Raw genomic sequence first — 18,822 nt, forward strand, 5'->3', positions numbered from 1 at the left:
CCGATGCTTTTACGCCGCCCGAATGAGTTGTGGCGGCTTCGATACTGCCGATGCCGGCAATACGACGACAGGGTTGTCGATTGAAAACTGTCGGGGACGATGCGGTCTCCAAGTTGGCCATGATGGCTCTTCACACACCAGGAGCCTGTTCATATGCCTCGCATCCAACCCACCAGACCGCAGATGGAGATACTGGCCTGGCTCTTGATCTTCCTGCTTCTCTTCTTCCTGTCCTGGCGCTTCAACTGGCATGAGGGGCTGGATGACTTCATCGAGAACAATCATGACTATCCGCTGGACCACGGACTGCTCGCCCTGAACATATCCGGCTTTCTCGGGCTGATTTACTCGGTGCTGAGGATCCGGGACCTCTCGATAGAGGTTAACCGCAGGCTGCAGGCCGAAAAGAACGTGGACTGGATTGCCTGTCACGACACGCTGACCGAACTGCCCAACCGCAGATTTCTGGAGTCCGTCTGCGCGCAGTCGATGGTCGATCAAAGGGCACAGGAAAGCTTTGCCGCGTTCAGCATCGATCTCGACGGCTTCAAGAAGATCAACGACCTCCTCGGGCACGATCATGGCGATGCGGTGCTGAAGGCCGTCGCTCGGCGACTTTCTTCCCTCTTTCCCCGTGACCGCGTTTTCCGCCTCGGTGGCGACGAGTTCGTCGTTCTGGCGCGGCGCACCGGTAATCCTGATCTTGTCGCTTTGGGAGAGCGGATCGTGAGCGTGATCAGCAAGCCCGTCATATTCAACGGGATCGCCGTCGATATCGGCGCCAGCGTCGGCTTCGCACTTTATTCGGAGAACGGCGATGACCTAAGCCAGGTCATTCGACATTCGGACTGTGCGATGTATGTGGCGAAAAAGCAGGGGCGCAATCTGGTGAAGCCCTTCGAGCCGGCAATGCAGGACGAGCTGGCGAAGCGGGTCCGGGTGGAAGCGGATCTGCGAGCCGCCATCAAGCACGCCGAGATCGTTCCCTATTACCAACCTCTCGTCGACCTGAAGACAAAGGAGATTATCGGTTTCGAGGCGCTGGCGCGCTGGAAGACGGCATCCGGCGAATTCATTCCGCCGCACGAGTTCATTCCCGTGGCGGAGGAGGCCGGTCTGATCGTCGACCTGACGGACCAACTGCTGCGCCACGCCTGTAGCGATGCGCTCTCCTGGCCAAGTCATCTCGTCCTGTCGTTCAACCTGTCTCCGATCCAGCTGAGCGACCGGTTGCTGGGCCTCCGGATTCTCAAGATATTGGGCGATGTCGGTCTGCCGGCGCATCGAATCGAGCTGGAGGTGACGGAGAGCGCCATCATCCAGGACGCCGTCACCGCACGGATCGTCCTCGACGATCTGGTCAACGCCGGTGTCGGGATTGCTCTCGACGACTTCGGTACGGGCTATTCCAGCCTTTCGCAGCTCTCCAACTACCGATTCGACAAAATCAAGATCGACCGGAGTTTCGTTTCTTCATTCGAAACCAACGACAAGCAGGACAAGGTGATCAAGGCCATTATCGCTCTCGGCGCGGGACTCGGCGTGACGATAACGGCCGAGGGCATCGAAGAGGAAAGCCAACTTCAACGGCTTCAGGATCTCGGCTGCGACATCGGCCAAGGTTATCTGCTTGGCAAGCCAGCGCCGGCCGAGAGCCTTGCCGCAGACCAGCTCGGCGCCAGAATTTTGCATCGCGGCTGATGAGGCCGCACACATCCGCCAAGGCGAGGCCGCCGTGATGCGCTTACGGAAAGGTCTGCGTTACCTCAATCGCTCCCACGATCGCTGCGTTAAAGAGATCCATCTCCTCGGCTGGTATCCAATATTCGAAGTGCGCGCGACCACCAGCTTCCTGAATCGCGTGGCCGGCGAGATAATCTTTCCTCACCTCAAACCTCGTCACGAAACCAGCTCCACTCCTCGGCACATTCCAGTCGCGTGCGATCTTGACTGCATAATCCTCCGACAGCACGGGATAGAAGACCGGCTGGTCAGGCAAACGCGGCGGAAACCCTGCGTTTTTAGGATAGCGCATAAGCCCCAGCTCCTCAGGCCCGACCGGACGCCACAGGGTCACTGTCTCGATATTTTCGCTCATTTCGGCTCTCTCTGCGGCAATCCGATAGTGTTTCGATGAGGCTCACATCCCTGCCCTCGAAAGCTCAAATCTCCCCAGCCGAAGGCCCCCAGACATCCGTCAGGGCGAAGCCAGCGGGATGCGGGTCGAAGGGGTCGAGGGCCACCTGGGTGAAGCCGAAGGTGAAGCCGCGGCCGGTGATGGTGGGGACGATAGCCGGGCGGCCGGCGACTTCTGTCACCGCCTGCAGGCCGACCTCGAACTGCGAGCCGATGATCGATTTCGAGGTGAAGACATCGCCGACCTTGGCCTTGCCGCGGGCATGAAGAGTGGCGAGGTTGGCGGAATTGCCCGTGCCGCAGGGCGAGCGGTCGGCCCGGCCCGGCCACATGGTGGTGCAGGTGCGCACCGTGCCGTCGGCCTCGGTATCGCGAAACATCACATAGGCAACGCCCGAGATCGCCGGGATTTCGGGATGGACGACCTTGATGTCGCGGTTGATCAGCTCTTTGAGGATCATGCCGGCCTGGACGAGACCAGCGGCATTGGCCTTTTCGATCGTCAGATTGATCTGGCCGACATCGACCAGCGCATAGAAGATGCCGCCATAGCAGATATCAGCCTTGATCCCTCCCCAATGCGGCGTGTCGATCTCGAGGTCGAGCTCATGCACGAAGGAGGGCACCATGGTGAGCCTGACCTTTTCGCAGCGCCCGTCGCGGCAGGTGGCCACCGCCTTGACGAGGCCGGCCGCGGTCTCGAGCGTGACTGTCGTCTCCGGCTCCTTCATCTCGACGATGCCGGATTCGAGAAGCGCCGTCGTCACGCAGATCGAATTCGAACCGGAGCTTGCATGCGCCTGGTCAGGCTGCAGGATGATGAAAGCAGCGTCGGCGTCGGGATGCCTTGCCGGCAGCAACAGGTTGACGGAGCCGATCGGCGCGCCTCGCGGCTCCAGGCAGAGAAAGCGGCGGAGCTCGTCGCCTTTCGGATCGGTGTTCAGCCAGTGCAACTGCGCGGCGATGGTATCGCCCGGAATTTTCGGAACGCCGCCGATGGCGACGCGGCCGATCTCGCCCTCGGCATGAACGTCCAGCAGCTGGATCGTGCGCTTCCATCTCATATCGAAACTCCAGTTCGGACGCGACGGCTGACGCCGTCGACGCGGTTCCAAATCAGTATCGGTCTATGCGGAACGGGGTCATCTCGACCGGCGGTTTTGCTCCGCCCACCATATCGCCAATCAACCGCGCTGTCGTCGCGGCATATGTCAGGCCGAGATGGCCATGACCGGTGGCATAAAAAACACCCGGCATTTTCGAGGACGGCGAAATGATCGGGATCGTATCGGGCAAGGCCGGGCGATGGCCCATCCATTCCGTCGTCTCCTCGGCCTTCAGGCCGGGAAGCGCGCGCTGGGCGTGGCGCACCAGCACCCGCGGACGGCGGAAATCGGGAGCGGCGTCAAGCCCGGCCAGCTCGACATTGCCACCGACGCGGATGCCACCGGCCGTCGGCGTTACCATGAAGGCGCGACGCGGCCAGATCACCGAATAACGCATTGAAATGCCCGGCTTCATGATCTGGGTGTGATAGCCGCGCTCGGTCTCCAACGGGATGGGTTCGCCGAGCTTGGCAGCCAGAAAACGGGTGTGGACGCCGGCGGCAAGCACAACGGAACCCGCCTCGACACGGCTGCCATTGCCGAGGAGGACGACGACGGTGCCATCGCCCTTGCGTTCGATATTCCTGACGGTGCCGGAGACGAAGGTTGCGCCGGCCGCCAGGGCGGCGTCGGCCAGCTTGACCACCAGCTTGTAGGGATCGCGGACCGACTTGTTGTCGGGGAGCAGCACCGCTTTGGCAATAACAGGCGAAAGGGCGGGCTCATAATATTGGATGGCGCCGTTGCTCAACACCTCGAATTCGAGGCCGTAGCGCTGCATCATGGCGAGGTGACCGCGATCGGCGGCAAACTCAGCCTCCGTCTCGTAGATCGCCAGGCAACCTTCCTCGGTCAGCAGCTCGGACGCTCCGATTGCCTGCAGCATCTCGCGGAAATCGGCGAGCGCCCGCAGCGACAGGCTCATGCCGGCATCCTCGATCTCTCGCAACCGCGAGGGCCGGCCGGCGGCGAGGAAGCGCAGGAACCAGGGCAGCATCCTGGCGGCATAGGACGGGCGCAGCCAGACCGGGCCTTCGGGATCGATGAGCCAGCCGGGGATCTTCTTCCAGGTCGAAGGACCGGAACCAGCGGCGAAATCGAGCGCGATGCTCGCCATATTGCCGAAAGAGGTGCCGCGTCCGGGTTCACCCTTGTCGATCAGCGTCACCTGCAACCCGCGCCGCTGCAGTTCGAAAGCGATCGAGGCGCCGATCACGCCCGCGCCGACGACGACCACCCTCTTCTTCGTCTCTTCCGCCATGCCATCAACCCATCGCCAACGGCAGACAGGAATCGCCGTTCGTCAACCTGATATATCAGATCGTGGGTGCTGCCTAGAGAATTTCCGTTTCTCGGAATTACGGAAAATGTTTTCACGCAATTGCCTCGGAGAGCCGCTTTGCGCATTTCCCGGCAAAGCCGCTCACGCACTTTTGCTGAATTTACTCTGGAATTTTTACTGGCTCGCCGGCAGGCCGGCGCCGACGCTGTCGCCGACCGAACCGACGGTGTTGTCCATCGACTGGCCGAGGCGCTTCAACTGGGCATCGTAGTTGCGCCGGGTGCGCGGATCGAAGATCGCGATCGGCGTGCTGACGGCGACGCTGACGGCACTTCCGGCGGTCTGAGCCGCCCCCATCGCCACCGCGCCGACGGCCTCGCCGAGACCGACATTGGAATCGGTGATCGTCTGGCCGGCAATCAGTCGGTCGCCGATCAGCTTCACCACTTCCGGGCTTTCGGCGAATTTGCCGTGGTTCAGTCGGTCGCCGCCCTTGAGCTTGGTGAGATCGAGGACGGTGATGCCGGCCGCCTCCAGCTTGCTGCGATAGGGCTCGGCGGAAGGATCTATCTGGCCGAGGCGATCGATATTGCCGGAGATGCGCCGCGACAGGGCCAGGGCGCGATCATCTCTGGAGACGAAGATGGTGAAATGCGGCCGGTCCTTGCCGAGGCTGGCGAACTGGCGGCCGAAGACATCGACATCGAGATCCGGCGAGGCAAGGATGACGTTGTTGATCTTGCCGGCGACATGACCGTTGCGGATCGCCATCTGCCTGAGCGCCTCGACGGTCAGCCAGGTGCCCATCGAATGGGCCATGACGGTGATGTCACTGACGGCGGGATTGGCGGCTGTACGGGTCAGCAGCTCCTCCAGCGCATCGCGGGAATAGTTGGTGCTTTCCTTGTCGTAATTGTAATCGAAGATGCTGGCACGCGACGGCCAGGTAAAGACGACGGGCGCGACGTCGGCGTGCGAATCATGGACAATCTGAGCGAAGCGGTAGACGGCGTCTTCGTAACGATTGTTGAAACCGTGCACGAAAACGAGCACGCGGCGGCTCTTCGGCATATGGCTCTTCAGCCAGCTCTCGCCTGCCCGCTCGCCCTCGAGCGGGTCGACGGAGACGGTGACGAAATCGCGGAGCGGGTCGGCCGGCAGCCGTTTCGGCCATTGCACCTGGCCGACCTTGCGATTGGGATCCGGCGGAATCGAAACATCGACGGCGTTGACGGCAAGCCCCGTGCCGCGTTCGCCGGAGAAAAGCACGGCGGGATTGTCATCCGCAGCACGCGTCGTCGCCACCAGGAGATCGACCTTCGACGTGCCCGGCGGCACCGTGCCGGCCGCCTGCATCACCCCGACCGGCCTGCCCCCGCAGCCGGCGAGCATCATCGTTGCAACCAGAAGCCCTGCCAGAGCCGCACGAGAGTCGCGCCATTTGCCGATCATGATTAAACTCCAATCGGTTCACGCGCCGGACGGGCGGCACAAGTTCAAATAGTCCGACGATGCGTGTCGAGTCAAACCGCGGGCGGTGATGCAATGCCGGCGCAGTGGCGTCGGCAGTATCAGCAATGGATCAATTCTGATGGGAAAAAGAAAAGAGCCTGGCGCGGGAGGAGGTGCGCCAGGCTCTTGATCCTGACCGACAACTGGGAGGAGGAGTGTTGTCGGTCCGATGTAAGAGCGCTTGGGAGGAGGAGTGCGCTGCTTACGAAGATAGTGATACCCCATTCATTTGATCGGGAATAGCGAAATTACCGCAATGCAGCAATGCACTAGATGCAATGCTTGCCCTCCAAATGACAAGCCCACGCCTCATTTTGCAGCATCTTTGACCGGATGGTCAAAGTTTGCTGAAAGATTTGGCAGCTGCGCTAGCCCCCCCATCCGGCTGCCGCCACCTCTGCCTGGATCGTACGGCGGGTCTCGCCCCGTCCTTACGGGGAGAGGGTTCAGGTGAGGGGCAGGCCATGCGCACGCAGCCGCCGCCGCAAGCTCGCATTACCTCAAGCCGCCTTGAAGACCTTCCGACCCTCGGCGTCCAACGCCGCGAAATCCTCATCCGACAACGTGATATCCACCGCCGCGACGTTTTCCTCGAGATGCTTGACCTTGGAGGTGCCGGGGATCGGCAGCATCACCGGGCTGCGCTTCAGCACCCAGGCGAGCGCGATCTGGCTGGGGACGGCATTGTGCTTTTTGGCAATCGTATCGAGCAGCGAGCCTGATTTGGCGAGATCGCCGGCAGCGAGCGGGTACCAGGGAATGAAGCCGATATTATGCCTGGCGCAATAATCGAGCACGTCTTCGCTGGTGCGATCGACGAGATTGTAGCGATTCTGGACGGTGGCGACCTTGAAGTGTTTCGAGGCCGCCTCGATCTCGGCGACGGAGACCTCGCTCAAACCGGCATGGCGGATGAGGCCGGCAGCGAGCAGCGATTTGATCGCATCGAACTGCTCCCTGGCCGGCACCTTCGGGTCGATGCGGTGAAGCTGCCACAGATCGATATGCTCGACGCCCAGATTGCGCAGGCTCTTATGCGCCTGCTGGATCAGATATTCCGGACGGCCGACGGGCAGCCAGATGTCGGGACCGTGGCGGGTCAGGCCGCCCTTGGTAGCGATGACCGATTTGCCGCCATAGGGATGCAGCGCCTCCTTGATCAGCCATTCGGACACATCGGGGCCGTAGGAATCGGCCGTATCGATGAAATTGACGCCAAGCTCGGGCAGACGCTTCAGCGTCCGGATGGATTCGGCATGGTCATCGGGCTCGCCCCAGATCCCCTTGCCGGTAACGCGCATGGCGCCGAAACCGAGCCGATTGACCTCGATCTCGCCGCCGATCCTGAAGGTGCCCGACTTGGCTGCGTTGTGACTGGACATGATCTTTGCTCTCCTGGTCAATGAAATCATTCAAAGTCGATGGAACGGCCGAAGCCGCCCGCTCCACCAGCGCGGGGATGCCGGACTGGCGAGGATGGCTTCGGTTCTGAATGTCTGCCGTGTTCTGGTGATGCCCGGCATGGTGATGATCCGCGCGCTGCGGCGGTATCGGGAATGCGGCCGCTGCGACGCTTGACATATAGGACGACCCCGCGGGGATAACAGGGAGGGTCGAAAACATCGTCCTTGCGCCGCAGCGGTGCATCGATATCGGCCGGCTGCGTCGAGGCCTGTCGCTTCCGCTCAGCCCTAGCCGCGTTCAGCCGCCTGTTTCGCCGGAAAAGGCGGCGACTTCGATGTCGTCGTCACGGTATCTCAGGCGATCACGCGTGAGTTCCAGCGGCTTGCGGCGCGAAATCCGGTAGACGGAGGCCGGCGGCAGGTTGCGAACGGTGCCGCCGATGCGCACGGCTTTCAGGCCGAGGCGATCGAGGATCGGCCGCGGCACCGGACAGCGCGGACCATAGGTAAATTGATAGACCGCCCCGCCCGGCCGCATATAGGTGAAGACGCCGGCAAGGATTGAGGCGATCTTGCGCGGCGACATGGAAAGGAGCGGCAAGCCGCTGACGACGGCGCCGACCGGTTCGCCCTCGAAAATATCGGCCTGGGCGAGATGGGCCGCATCCATCTGCAATATGCGCGCTGCGGGGAACCGCGCATGCAATGCGGTAATGAATTCCGGACCGTACTCGATCAGCGTCAGATCCGCCTCGTCGATACCGCGGGCGAGCAGCGCGCGGGTGAAGACGCCCGTGCCCGGGCCGAGTTCGATGATCGGCCCATCGAGTGCCGCAATTTCGCTGGTCATGATCCTGGCGAGTGAATCACCCGACGGCGCGATGGCGGCGACGCGAAGCGGGTTGCTGATCCAGGAGCGAAAAAAATGCAGGAAATCCGAGCATGCAGCCTTTGCGGTCATGACTGTCCCACCTGTCTGAAATTCAATTGATTATCAATGCGACCATCGCGGCGAGCATGGCAATTCCAAGGCAGAGACGTCAATCGCCCTTGTGGGCCGGCATTTCCACCTCTTTTCCCACCGGCGTCCGGCATTTTTGCATCTGTGGCGGCTTTGACATGTCGAACGCCGTTGTCTGATGTGAAAAGGGGCGGCCGTGAAGCCGCCCCTCACCTCGATTTGTCCGTCGCCGCCGCAAGGCGCCGAGGCGTTAATAATTGCAGCTGGAGCTGCTCGTCGGGTTGAAGCCGAGCTTGCAGCCCATGTTCAGCGGCTTCTTCGGGTTCATCATGTAGGGCGAGGCCATGCCCTTCGGGCTGCCTTCACCGATCGAACCGGTCGTGCTCCTGTCGTGCTGCACGCGGGTCTCATCCTGGACAACCGGCTGCTTGACGGAGCCCTGCTCCGTCGCGCTCGACTGGAGAGGCGCCGCTTGCGCCGCGAAGGCGGAAAGGCCGAGCATCGCGCCGAGGGCCGCGGCCGCCAGACTGCTCTTGAACGTCGTGGTCATTGTCATCTCCTTGGGAGGATCAGGTGAATTTACGCCGAGGAGTTAGGAAGCGGATCTGTCACAATCTACCGCATCGCAATAGAGGTCACGAACAAGTGAGCAGCGCCCGAAGCAGGAGAAAGACGGCTCGCGCCGCCTTTTTCATTTGCCGGCTCAATAGCCGTTGTCACAGGGCATGCTGCCGGGACCGATCGATCCCGAAAACGTAGGGTTGCACATTGTCGGAGCCGCCGGCCTGTTTACCGGCAGGTGGACAATGGCGCCGGTCGTGCCCGCTTCGACACCGAACGCGGCAAACGGATACCAGTAGCCATCGGAATGACGGCGGGTGCCGGGGCGCTCCGTTCGGAAGCCTCGATAACCATGCCAAAGACCCGAATGCGCCTTGTATTGCATTGCTTTTGCTTCTGAAATATTGGGCGGCCAAGCCGTTTGAACGAGAGCGGCCTCAGCTGGAGCGATCGGCGCGAGGGTAAGAAGGGCACTGAGCGCGACGGCGGTGCGGACAAGATTGAACATCTTCATGATAAACCCTCCTTCGTGGATTTATCTCGAGAGAATGCCTTTCCCAGATGCGCGGTTCCGGGCACGCATGTGACTTCCAAAACTCGTGATTGCAGGCGATCCGGCGTGAGCTCTTCGCGAGAAAACGTGAAAAGTCGCGATCGAAAGACTGGGCCGGAGGGTGCTGGCTAAGAACGTGAATTCTCTATTCTCAATTCGCGTATAATGCCCGGTAACCCTGTCCGGAGAGGCAGGCGACGTATTGGCGATGGGCGGCGGCGCGCGCCGTCGTTTCCGCTTCCAGCGCATCGGCCTCGGCATAGCCGGTCAGCTGCGCACGCAGATGATACTGCTTCTTCGCCTCGTCATACATGGCGTTGCCGTCGGTTACGCAGATGCCCTGGGCGACGGCAGGCGGATTGACCGGCACGCCGATGGGCAAAAGCACCGGTGCGTTCGCATGGTCGACGCAGCCGGCAAGGGCGGCCATCGTCGCCGCCGCGCCCAAAGCCCGAAAAGTTCCCATCGCCATGCATTCCCCCGGCTGAAGCGCGTCAAACATCGTCAAGCCCGCGGATACACGAGCAAGGTTGCGCGAAACTAGGCTCTACCGGCAACCGGCAACCACTCCACCAGCTCCTGGTTCGATCTTGCGGACTCATGAGGTACTCCCACCAAAATCTATATAGCACTGCGGAATCCCGAAATTGGTTGAGGTATTGAAATGATTGGTTGTTCTCGCGCCACGACTTCTCACGATGCGCGCCGAATTTCGGGATCCCGAAGCGGGGGAATTTCGGGATCCCGAAGTGGCGCTTTCTTCTTCCTGCCGACCCGCCCACGTTTCTCAGCGGCAAGCTTGCGGTCTATCTCCGACCACTTCCGGCACCTCTCGGGCGTGCATCGCCGCCAATCATCCGTAGGCGGCGCGCCTTCATGGTTACCGACAAAAGTCAGCGTGAAGAGGTTCGGATGCGCAACACCGCTGCCCGCCCGGCCGCGGCGAACCTTGACGAGGCCCTTATATTCCAGCTCGTCGAGGGCATCGGCCACATATTCGCCGGTGACGCCGTAGGAGACGAACTGCGCGTGAGTCACGACAAGCCTGCCATTTTCCAGGGCGGCGTGCGCGGTGTGCTCGATGATGATGCGGAAAAAGGCGCGGCTGGCATTCGCGCTCAGTGATGTGAACGCAGCCGATTCCAGCAGCTGGATCGTCAACCATTGCCAGCGAAGGCTGCCGTCGTCGCCTCCGCTCGGCGGCGCTGTATGTTTACGCACAAGCGATTGCATCTTGCCGGCACTGGTGCGGCTTCTATCACGAGGGTCGAATTCCGCCATCAGTCTCTCACCTCGGCTGCCAGCGCATCCTTCCGAGAAATGGCGGAACAACTCGGTTTTTCACGTATGCGGAGGGAAAGACCAGCCCAAGCGCCCATATCGCCAATCGCTACAAAATTCTTCGACATTCAACATTCCCTGGTTGCACCGGCGAGCAATCTAGCGAAGAACGTACCATGAACTAGGAAAATAATCTTAGACCGTTTTTTGATATCACCTGACGGCGGGTAATTGCGGTGGAGGCCCAGAATGCGAAAGAGCGGCATGAGGAAGAAGGGCGCGATGGTCTACGGCCAGCGGCTGATGGCATTGATTTCAATCTTGCTGGGAAGCGCCGTCCAGGCCTTTCCCTGCGATCAGCCAATCATGATATCGAATTGGTCGCTCTGTGCGATCGCCAATGTGAGCGACGAGGGTGGCCAGGCTGATTGGAAAGCCGTGCCCGAATGGACTCGTCAGAAAGCTATAAGCGCTTATTTCGGAAACGAGCCGCGGCTGCTAGCAAATCACGGACTCTGCAACACCAAGTTTCAACGCGTCGTGCTCTGCCTGCCGGGATGGGAAATGGGCGACCCGGATGAGTGCTCCTATCTGATTTGCAGCGGCTTTTACTCACACATGTCCGGGAAGAAAGACAGGGAAGACTTTGAGAAAGAGTTCAACTAGGCGACCTTTCGATACCTTTCGCTCTCTTGCATCCGGATTGAGAATCAAGCGGTGAAAAGAAGCAATTGCCCGATCGACAATCCGAATATGCCGGTGCTTCACGAGCAGCTCACTGCTCCAGAAAACATCTCGGTCAGGCGGCCACCTCGCCACGCCGAATGAATTGCCTTATGTGAGCAGGCGGCGAAGAATACGCAGTGGAGTCCTGCAATCATGCAAACCCTATGGAAGAAGCCGGTAACGCTTGCCCTTGAAGGCCCGGATCAATGGGTAGTCATCCAGACGACCCAGGCCGCCACATGGGCGCTGATCGAAGACTGGCCGACCGAAGAGGGCCCTGCGCTCGACAGAGCCTGCGCGGTTTGCGCCGATGTCATATCTGGGAAACGAAGTCGGGAAGAGGCGCGGCAGGCGTTCATCGAAGCTGCGATCGAAGCCGGGATCCCCATCAAGGATTGAGGCGACTGCTCCGGTTTATGTCTCCAAGGAGGCAAGCCGAAGAGCGAAGGCGCTGATCAGAGCGATGGCGGACGGCGATTTCTGGCGCCTATAACTTTGCTGAGGTATTTTGGAAAGAATGGCGCACCCGAAGAGATTCGAACTCCTGACCCCCAGATTCGTAGTCTGGTGCTCTATCCAGCTGAGCTACGGGTGCGTGCAATTGCGGCGGTGCCGCTTGCGTGGGCGATCCTCTAAAGGGTCCTTTCGGACATTGCAAGAGCATTTGTGAAAAAATCGCGCGTTTGTCTGCACCGATCCGAGCCGTAGGAGCCCCTGTCATTTTTCGACGTGCGCCCGGTTGCGGTAATCGTCCAGCGAAACCGGGCGATCGGGGATCTCGATGCGGAACTGGGTGCCGACTGTCGGCTTTTCCACCAGCGCGATGGTGCCGCCATGGGCGAGCACCAGCTCGCGGGCGATCGTCAGGCCGAGGCCGGTGCCGCCGGAACGGGCCGAGCCTCGGAAGGCGGCAAACAGGTTCTGGCGCGCCTTCAACGGCATGCCGGGGCCGGTATCGTCCACCGTGATGCTGACGACGCTGCCGACACGCTGGGCGGAGACAGTGATGCGCCTGAGGGTGCCGGGGCCGCCCTCGCCCGGCGAGGTCAGCGCCTGCAGGGCGTTGCGGCAGAGATTGTGAATGACCCGGAAAAGCTGCTCGCCGTCGGCATCGACCTCGAGATCGCTAGCGAACTGCTCGACAAACTCGATGCCGCTTTGCGGATCGATCGCCAGCATGTCCTTGACGTCCTGAGTAAGGCTCAGCAGCAGAACATGACGGCGGCGCGGCGCCGATTCGCTCGCCTTGCCGTAGGACAGCACCTCCGTGGTATAGCCGACTGCGCGGTCGATGGTGCGCAACAGCTTCGGCGCGAAGCTCTTGACCATCGGATCATCGACATCGACCAACCGGTCCGACATCAGCTGCGCGGAAGCCAGTATGTTGCGCATGTCGTGGTTGATCTTGGAAACGGCGAGGCCAAGAGCGGCAAGATTCTTCTGCTGCTTCAGCGTCTTCTGCAGCTCCATCTGCATCGAGGTGAGGTTGCGGCCGGCCACCGCCAGCTCGTCGCGGCCGCCGTCGCCGATATAGATATGGGCCGGATTCTCGGGATCGGAGGAGAATTGCTGCATGCTGCCGGTCAGGCGGCGAATCGGACCGATGAGAATGCGGTTGATCGCGAAGAAGATCAGCGTCGCCGTGAAGAGCGAGATCAGCACCGAAAGCAGCAGCACGTTGCGGGAATAAGCAAACATCGCCGTGCGCAGCGGCCGGTCCTTCATCACGACCTCGACGCCGACCTTGTTTTCGCCAACCGGCCCGTAGACGCGAATGATCCTGCTGCCGCCGAAGATCAAGGTGTCGAGCGCATCGCGGATCGACGTCAGCGGCGGCACGTCGGTGAGGTCGTAGGATTCGTCGACTGATGTCGGCATGCTGGTCGTGGCCAGCAGCCGCGAAGTGCCTTCCTTGCGCAGCACGATCGCCTTGGTGCCGGTCGCCTCCAGCGTTTCCTTCTGCAGGGCGCGCGGCAGCTCGATCGGCTGCAGCCCGTCGATGACAATGGCGGCGGCAGCGGCGGTGTTCAGCCTGTCCTGCAGCCAGCGCATCCGCATGCTGGCGACCGAGGGAAAGAAAATCAGGATCTCGGCGAGCATGATGAAGACCATGGTGAGCCAGAGCAGCTTGCCCGACAGCCCGCCGAACAGGCCGGACGGGCACCGCCCCTTGGCAGCCTCACCGGCCACCGGGTTTTCCGCCGAAGGATTGTCGCCCTGGTCTCGAACCGGCATGGTCATCTCGCCCGATCGGCAGCGCTCGCCGCCCTCACCGTCGGGTTCTTATATTAGAGCAAGACGCTCCGCTTTCAAATCTTTGCGAGCAGCGTCATGTCGCCACAACAAAACGCCGCCCGGAGGCGGCGTTCGAAGGCGCGTGATCAGCGAGAACTCAGAACTCTTCCCAGCTCTGCTCGGCTGCGGCCGCATTGCCGCCCCCAAAGGCGCGGGCGACCTTGGCAATCGCCCGGCGGGCGGGCGAGGCAACCGGCTGCCTGTGCGGCTCGTTGCGCACGAGCGCCACGGGTGCCGCAGCATCCGACAGCTTGAAGCGGGTGATGAGATGCACCAGCCCACTGGCTTCGGCCGAAAGCCGGTGCGTGGCGGCGGAGGTTTCCTCCACCATCGCGGCATTCTGCTGAGTCACCTGATCCATCTGGTTGACGGCGGTATTGACCTCCTTGAGGCCGGTCGACTGTTCGACCGCGGCTGTCGCGATCGAATGGATATGGTCGTTGATGGCGATGACGCGGGTACCGATCTCGGAAAGCGCCTCACCGGTCGCCTGGACGAGCTTGACGCCGACCTGGACCTCGTCGCCCGACTTGGTGATCAGCGCCTTGATGTCCTTGGCGGCCGTCGCCGAGCGCTGGGCAAGTTCGCGCACTTCCTGCGCGACCACTGCGAAGCCCTTGCCAGCCTCGCCGGCGCGCGCCGCCTCGACTCCGGCATTCAGCGCCAGAAGATTGGTCTGGAAGGCGATCTCGTCGATGACGTTGATGATCTGGCTGATTTCGCGCGACGCCTGTTCGATGCGGCCCATGGCCTCGACGGCATTGCGGACGATGACGCCGGAGCGGCCGGCATTTTCCTTGGCTTCGGACACCATGACGGTTGCTTCATGCGCCCGCTCGGTGGAATTCTGCACGACAGCGGTGATTTCATCGAGCGCCGCCGAGGTCTGCTCGAGGGCTGCCGCCTGCTGTTCGGTCCGCTTCGACAGATCGTCGCTGGCATTGCGCAGCTCGGCGGTGTTGCCGTTCATCGCCTCAGTCGTTTCGCGCACTTCGCGCATGGTCGCCTGCAGCGTGACGAAGCTGTTGTTGACATTCTGCTGCAGCTCGGCGAAGGCGCCCTGGAAATTGCCGTTCATCGTCTGCGTAAGGTCGCCTTCGGCAAGGCTTGCGATGACGCGCCGCGTCTCGCCGATGCCGGCATCGACGCTCGACAGCAGCGTGTTGATATTGCCGGCGAACTGATTGAGGTTCTCGTCCTGATAGTCCTTGTCGATGCGATGACTGAAATCGCCGGCCGCGGCCGCGGCCACGACGACGGACATGCTCGATTGCAGATCGTCGCTCTTGGCGCGCATCGCCGCTTCCTGGGCGTTCAGGCGCTTGACGGCAAGGCCGTTCTCCTTGAAGACGGCGACCGCTGCGGCCATCTCGCCGATTTCGTCCTTGCGGCCGGCAAAGGGAACCTCGGCATCGAAATTGCCGTTGGCGACCTCGTTGATCGCACGCGTTACGCGCTTGATCGGGCGGCTGAGATGGCTGGTGCCGATATAGAAGCCCATGCCGACGCCGATCGCGATGCCGATGCCGGTAATGCCGAGGACAAGCATCAGGATCCAGGAACGGAAACTTTCGATCTCGGCATTGACGGCTTCGAGCGCTGCCTTGTCGATGGCAACGACCGCGTCGATTTCGGCCTGGAACGCCTTGCGGTTGGCGCGGTTGGCTTCGTTGTTGCCTTGCGCGCTGGCGGCCTCAGGGCCGACTTCGGTGCCGAGGCGGGCTGTCTCCGTGCGGAAAGTGCGGAATTCGGCGGCGCGGGCGACGAGCTTGGTGAAAGTCTCCTTCTCCGCCTCGGTAACGAGCGGCGCCCAGCCGGCGATAACCTTGTCGATCTCGTCGAGAGCGGCCGTGATGCCCTTGGCGAAGTTCGGCGTATCCTTGATCGTCTTGGCCGCATAGATACCGCGCGACTCCATGACGACGGCGGTGACGAAACGGTTGAGGCGTTCGCCGGCATAGGCGCGGGCGGCAGCGTCCTCATAGGCCTGAAGGTTCCGATTGTATTCGTGCATGGCCGACAATGCCGTTGCGCCGATCAGAAGAGCGACGGCGCCCATCACGCATACCAGTAGATTAATCTTGCCGCGGATCTTCAATGCAATGCCTCCTAGCTACCCCACACTGCCTGGAAAGCATATTCCCAGCCGATGATGCGAATATCGGCGAAATTCCTTAAAGTTACATTTCTAATATTTACGATTATGGCTACGAAAAATTAGCCATGTCGGGTCGGCTCCAGGCGCAAACCGTTGAAAATCAAGCCTATCGGCTCCAGCGGGGGGAAGGCACAACCTACCGGAGCAGACTGAATTTATTAACACCAGAGTGCGAAAAGCCGAAGCCTGATCGACACGGCAAGCGAAATTAGCCGGTATAATTGACTTTGACGGCCTTCATCCGTATAAGCCGCCGCACGTCCGGTCACCTAAAGCCTTCATGGCTCGCCCGTTCGAAAAACAACGCTCCTTGCATCATGCAAATTCAAGAAGGGCCGCACTCCGCGGTGTTTAAATAAATGAAGCGTACCTACCAACCATCCAAGCTTGTTCGCAAGCGTCGCCACGGCTTCCGTGCGCGCATGTCCACGAAGGGTGGCCGCAAGGTCATCGCTGCCCGCCGCGCGCAGGGCCGCAAGCGTCTCTCGGCCTAAGGCCGGGTTGCCCGAGAAGAGATGGCGGGCGAAGTGACGACCAGTGAGAAAAAATACACTGTCGGGCGGCTGAAGAGCCGCCCGCAGTTTCTTGCCGTGCGCGAAGGCGAAAAGCGCCGCGGCGGCCTCTTCCTCCTCGAAGTCCTCGACCGGAGGGAACCCGACAGCCAGGCCCGCGTCGGTTTCACAGTCACCAAAAAACACGGCAACGCGGTCGAACGGAACCGCATGCGGCGGCGCCTGAAAGAGGCGGTGCGGCTTCATGCAGGGTTTGCAATGCAGCCCGGACACGACTATGTGGTTGTCGCGCGGAGGGACGTGCTTGATGCGTCCTTCGAAGAATTGGCCGCGGAATTGAAATCCCGCGTGGAAACCAGGCCGAAACACCGGCGCTCCGGAGACGGACGCCCCAGGAACGTATGATGGAAAACAACCGCAATTACTTCATTGCGATCGCTCTCTCGGTGCTGATCGTCCTCGGCTGGCAGTTTCTCTACATGAATCCGCGCATCGAGGCCCAGCGGAAGGCACAGGAAGCCCAGAAGGCACAGCAGCAGACCGAGCAGACGCAGCAGCCCGCGGCAGGCGGCCAGACGCCGGCCCAGACGAGCGGTGCGGCGCCTACCGGCCAGGCGGCCGCGACGGCGACGCTCGAGCAGGCGCTGGCAAAATCGCCGCGCATTGCCATCGATACGCCTGCGCTTTCCGGCTCGATCAATCTTGCCGGCGCCCGCCTCGACGACCTGAAGCTTAAGGGCTATCACGAGACCGTCGACGACTCGAGCCCGATCATCACGCTGTTCAGCCCGGCGGAAACCAAGGATGGTTACTTCACCGAGCTCGGCTATATCGGCAGCGACGCCACCGGCGCCGTCCCTGGCCCCACGACGCTCTGGACGGTGCCCGAGGGCGCCAAGCTCACCGAAAAGACGCCGGTGACGCTCTCCTATACCAACGACAAGGGCCTGACCTTCACCCGCACGATTTCCGTCGACGACCGCTACATGTTCACCGTCGCCGACAAGATCGAGAATAAAAGCCAGGCGGCGGCGGCGCTCTCCTCCTACGGCCGCGTGACGCGCTACAACAAGCCGACGACGCCTTCGATCTACGTGCTGCATGAGGGCTTCATCGGCGTTATCGGCGATGACGGCCTCATCGAAACCAAATATAGCGCCGTCGAGGAAGAAGCCGTGCAGCCGGCGAAGTCCACCGGCGGCTGGCTCGGCATCACCGACAAATACTGGGCCGCGACGATCATTCCGCCGCAAACTGCCGCCTATGAAGCGCGCTTCTCGCATTTCGCCGACGGCCAGCCGCGCTATCAGGCCGACTACAAGGACGACGCCTTCACCGTTGCGCCTGGCCAATCGATCGAGCTCAAGAACCTGGTCTTCGCCGGCGCCAAGGAAGTGCCTGTCATCGACGGCTATGAAGCCAGCTATTCAATCCCGAAGTTCGACCGGCTGATCGACTGGGGCTGGTTCTATTTCATCACCAAGCCGATGTTCAAGTTGATGGACTTCTTCTATCGCTTCTTCGGCAATTTCGGCGTGGCGATCCTGTGCACGACCATCGTCGTGAAGCTATTGTTCTTCCCGCTCGCCAGCAAGCAATACGCCTCGATGGCGAACATGAAGCGCGTGCAGCCGAAGATGGAGGAGCTGAAGACGAAATTCGGCGACGACCGCATGGGGCTGCAGCAGGCGATGATGCAGCTCTACAAGGAAGAAAAGATCAATCCGATCGCCGGCTGCTGGCCGGTGGCGCTGCAGATCCCGATCTTCTTCTCGCTCTACAAGGTGATCTACATCACCATCGAGATGCGGCATGCACCCTTCTTCGGCTGGATCCAGGACCTTTCGGCGCCCGATCCGACGACGATCGTCAATCTGTTCGGCCTGCTGCCCTTCGAGGCGCCGGCCATTCTCCATCTCGGCGTCTGGCCGCTGGTCATGGGCATTACCATGTTCGTGCAAATGCGCATGAACCCGACACCGCCCGATCCGACGCAGGCGATGATCTTCAACTGGATGCCGCTGGTGTTCACCTTCATGCTGGCAAGCTTCCCGGCCGGTCTGGTCATCTACTGGGCCTGGAACAACACGCTGTCGGTGCTGCAGCAGTCGCTGATCATGAGACGTCACGGCGTCAAGATCGAGCTTTTCGACAATCTGAAGGGTCTCTTCCGACGAAAACCGGCGCCATCGAAATGACGCTTCTCAAGCCCCGCTCCGGCGGGGCTTTTCATTTCAGCCGGCACGTGAAGACGCAGGCCAAGCCCCCAAACGGCTCCCTGAAAGCTTGACATCCGCCTGCAAAACCACGAAGCCCGACAAGAGACCGAACCCGGA

18 protein-coding genes and 1 tRNA gene are annotated in these 18,822 nt (G+C 61.3%); 6 read left to right on the top strand and 13 right to left on the bottom strand.

Annotated features, from left to right (window positions below; genetic code table 11):
• Positions 1-153 precede the first annotated feature (153 nt).
• Positions 154-1,701 (top strand): putative bifunctional diguanylate cyclase/phosphodiesterase, encoded by a 1,548-nt coding sequence (locus tag GA0061105_RS07685; protein WP_092749216.1) that lies wholly within the window; start codon positions 154-156, stop codon positions 1,699-1,701.
• Between the two features lie 43 nt (positions 1,702-1,744).
• On the opposite strand, the gene GA0061105_RS07690 is transcribed toward GA0061105_RS07685, so the two are convergent.
• The 10 genes from GA0061105_RS07690 to GA0061105_RS07740 all read right to left on the bottom strand — a co-directional run bounded on the left by GA0061105_RS07690 (position 1,745) and on the right by GA0061105_RS07740 (position 10,795).
• On the bottom strand, positions 1,745-2,098 hold the full coding sequence (locus GA0061105_RS07690) for an ADP-ribosylation/crystallin J1 (protein ID WP_092749218.1): 354 nt from the start codon (positions 2,096-2,098) through the stop codon (positions 1,745-1,747).
• A gap of 64 nt (positions 2,099-2,162) precedes the next feature.
• Entirely contained in the window at positions 2,163-3,200 is a 1,038-nt protein-coding gene (locus tag GA0061105_RS07695) for a proline racemase family protein (RefSeq protein ID WP_092749220.1), read from the bottom strand.
• 52 nt (positions 3,201-3,252) lie between these two features.
• Positions 3,253-4,503, bottom strand: a complete 1,251-nt coding sequence (locus tag GA0061105_RS07700; protein WP_092749222.1) for an NAD(P)/FAD-dependent oxidoreductase — start codon at positions 4,501-4,503, stop codon at positions 3,253-3,255.
• 195 nt (positions 4,504-4,698) lie between these two features.
• On the bottom strand, positions 4,699-5,976 hold the full coding sequence (locus GA0061105_RS07705; RefSeq protein WP_092749224.1) for an alpha/beta hydrolase: 1,278 nt from the start codon (positions 5,974-5,976) through the stop codon (positions 4,699-4,701).
• Positions 5,977-6,536: 560 nt separating this feature from the next.
• Positions 6,537-7,418 (bottom strand): aldo/keto reductase, encoded by an 882-nt coding sequence (locus tag GA0061105_RS07710; RefSeq protein ID WP_092749226.1) that lies wholly within the window; start codon positions 7,416-7,418, stop codon positions 6,537-6,539.
• 319 nt (positions 7,419-7,737) lie between these two features.
• Positions 7,738-8,400 carry a class I SAM-dependent methyltransferase gene (locus GA0061105_RS07720; protein ID WP_092749228.1) on the bottom strand — a complete coding sequence of 221 codons (663 nt, stop codon included), beginning with the start codon at positions 8,398-8,400 and terminating at the stop codon, positions 7,738-7,740.
• A 250-nt stretch (positions 8,401-8,650) separates the two neighbouring features.
• The gene (locus GA0061105_RS07725) at positions 8,651-8,950 is read right to left on the bottom strand and encodes a hypothetical protein (protein WP_092749230.1); all 300 of its coding nucleotides are present in this window, start codon (positions 8,948-8,950) and stop codon (positions 8,651-8,653) included.
• A 153-nt stretch (positions 8,951-9,103) separates the two neighbouring features.
• Positions 9,104-9,475, bottom strand: coding sequence for a hypothetical protein (locus tag GA0061105_RS07730; RefSeq protein ID WP_064693616.1), 372 nt, complete (start codon positions 9,473-9,475; stop codon positions 9,104-9,106).
• A 190-nt stretch (positions 9,476-9,665) separates the two neighbouring features.
• Positions 9,666-9,986, bottom strand: a complete 321-nt coding sequence (locus tag GA0061105_RS07735) for a hypothetical protein (RefSeq protein WP_064693757.1) — start codon at positions 9,984-9,986, stop codon at positions 9,666-9,668.
• Between the two features lie 221 nt (positions 9,987-10,207).
• Complete coding sequence (locus tag GA0061105_RS07740; protein ID WP_092749232.1) at positions 10,208-10,795, bottom strand: hypothetical protein; 588 nt, start codon at positions 10,793-10,795, stop codon at positions 10,208-10,210.
• 249 nt (positions 10,796-11,044) lie between these two features.
• Here GA0061105_RS07740 and GA0061105_RS07745 point away from each other — a divergent pair, with 249 nt between their 5' ends.
• Positions 11,045-11,461 carry a hypothetical protein gene (locus GA0061105_RS07745; RefSeq protein ID WP_092749234.1) on the top strand — a complete coding sequence of 139 codons (417 nt, stop codon included), beginning with the start codon at positions 11,045-11,047 and terminating at the stop codon, positions 11,459-11,461.
• Between the two features lie 213 nt (positions 11,462-11,674).
• Positions 11,675-11,920 (top strand): DUF982 domain-containing protein, encoded by a 246-nt coding sequence (locus GA0061105_RS07750; protein WP_064693613.1) that lies wholly within the window; start codon positions 11,675-11,677, stop codon positions 11,918-11,920.
• A 119-nt stretch (positions 11,921-12,039) separates the two neighbouring features.
• Here GA0061105_RS07750 and GA0061105_RS07755 read toward each other — a convergent pair.
• The 3 genes from GA0061105_RS07755 to GA0061105_RS07765 all read right to left on the bottom strand — a co-directional run bounded on the left by GA0061105_RS07755 (position 12,040) and on the right by GA0061105_RS07765 (position 15,914).
• Positions 12,040-12,116 (bottom strand) — tRNA-Arg (locus GA0061105_RS07755).
• Positions 12,117-12,238: 122 nt separating this feature from the next.
• Positions 12,239-13,756 carry an ATP-binding protein gene (locus GA0061105_RS07760; protein WP_064693612.1) on the bottom strand — a complete coding sequence of 506 codons (1,518 nt, stop codon included), beginning with the start codon at positions 13,754-13,756 and terminating at the stop codon, positions 12,239-12,241.
• 157 nt (positions 13,757-13,913) lie between these two features.
• Positions 13,914-15,914, bottom strand: a complete 2,001-nt coding sequence (locus GA0061105_RS07765) for a HAMP domain-containing methyl-accepting chemotaxis protein (protein ID WP_092749236.1) — start codon at positions 15,912-15,914, stop codon at positions 13,914-13,916.
• A 419-nt stretch (positions 15,915-16,333) separates the two neighbouring features.
• Here GA0061105_RS07765 and rpmH point away from each other — a divergent pair, with 419 nt between their 5' ends.
• The 3 genes from rpmH to yidC are packed head-to-tail and all read left to right on the top strand — an operon-like array spanning position 16,334 to position 18,684.
• The gene (gene rpmH, locus GA0061105_RS07770; protein ID WP_008524438.1) at positions 16,334-16,468 is read left to right on the top strand and encodes a 50S ribosomal protein L34; all 135 of its coding nucleotides are present in this window, start codon (positions 16,334-16,336) and stop codon (positions 16,466-16,468) included.
• A gap of 21 nt (positions 16,469-16,489) precedes the next feature.
• A complete protein-coding gene (gene rnpA / locus GA0061105_RS07775; RefSeq protein ID WP_064693610.1) occupies positions 16,490-16,891 on the top strand; it encodes a ribonuclease P protein component in 402 nt (133 codons plus the stop codon).
• Positions 16,891-18,684: a membrane protein insertase YidC gene (yidC, locus tag GA0061105_RS07780; protein ID WP_092749238.1), complete on the top strand. Its 1,794-nt coding sequence runs from the start codon at positions 16,891-16,893 to the stop codon at positions 18,682-18,684. Before rnpA ends, yidC begins: the two co-directional genes overlap by 1 nt.
• Positions 18,685-18,822 lie beyond the last annotated feature (138 nt).

Origin of the sequence: Rhizobium aethiopicum, assembly GCF_900094625.1 — a bacterium.
Taxonomy (GTDB): Bacteria; Pseudomonadota; Alphaproteobacteria; order Rhizobiales; family Rhizobiaceae; genus Rhizobium; species Rhizobium aethiopicum.

Coding starts and splice junctions, on each gene's coding strand:
- GA0061105_RS07725 (WP_092749230.1), bottom strand. CDS start 8,950: ATGACCACGACGTTCAAGAGCAGTCTGGCGGCCGCGGCCCTCGGCGCG.
- GA0061105_RS07735 (WP_064693757.1), bottom strand. CDS start 9,986: ATGGCGATGGGAACTTTTCGGGCTTTGGGCGCGGCGGCGACGATGGCC.
- GA0061105_RS07720 (WP_092749228.1), bottom strand. CDS start 8,400: ATGACCGCAAAGGCTGCATGCTCGGATTTCCTGCATTTTTTTCGCTCC.
- GA0061105_RS07760 (WP_064693612.1), bottom strand. CDS start 13,756: ATGCCGGTTCGAGACCAGGGCGACAATCCTTCGGCGGAAAACCCGGTG.
- rnpA (WP_064693610.1), top strand. CDS start 16,490: ATGGCGGGCGAAGTGACGACCAGTGAGAAAAAATACACTGTCGGGCGG.
- GA0061105_RS07695 (WP_092749220.1), bottom strand. CDS start 3,200: ATGAGATGGAAGCGCACGATCCAGCTGCTGGACGTTCATGCCGAGGGC.
- GA0061105_RS07745 (WP_092749234.1), top strand. CDS start 11,045: ATGCGAAAGAGCGGCATGAGGAAGAAGGGCGCGATGGTCTACGGCCAG.
- GA0061105_RS07690 (WP_092749218.1), bottom strand. CDS start 2,098: ATGAGCGAAAATATCGAGACAGTGACCCTGTGGCGTCCGGTCGGGCCT.
- GA0061105_RS07710 (WP_092749226.1), bottom strand. CDS start 7,418: ATGTCCAGTCACAACGCAGCCAAGTCGGGCACCTTCAGGATCGGCGGC.
- GA0061105_RS07700 (WP_092749222.1), bottom strand. CDS start 4,503: ATGGCGGAAGAGACGAAGAAGAGGGTGGTCGTCGTCGGCGCGGGCGTG.
- GA0061105_RS07705 (WP_092749224.1), bottom strand. CDS start 5,976: ATGATCGGCAAATGGCGCGACTCTCGTGCGGCTCTGGCAGGGCTTCTG.
- GA0061105_RS07740 (WP_092749232.1), bottom strand. CDS start 10,795: ATGGCGGAATTCGACCCTCGTGATAGAAGCCGCACCAGTGCCGGCAAG.
- yidC (WP_092749238.1), top strand. CDS start 16,891: ATGGAAAACAACCGCAATTACTTCATTGCGATCGCTCTCTCGGTGCTG.
- rpmH (WP_008524438.1), top strand. CDS start 16,334: ATGAAGCGTACCTACCAACCATCCAAGCTTGTTCGCAAGCGTCGCCAC.
- GA0061105_RS07685 (WP_092749216.1), top strand. CDS start 154: ATGCCTCGCATCCAACCCACCAGACCGCAGATGGAGATACTGGCCTGG.
- GA0061105_RS07750 (WP_064693613.1), top strand. CDS start 11,675: ATGCAAACCCTATGGAAGAAGCCGGTAACGCTTGCCCTTGAAGGCCCG.
- GA0061105_RS07730 (WP_064693616.1), bottom strand. CDS start 9,475: ATGAAGATGTTCAATCTTGTCCGCACCGCCGTCGCGCTCAGTGCCCTT.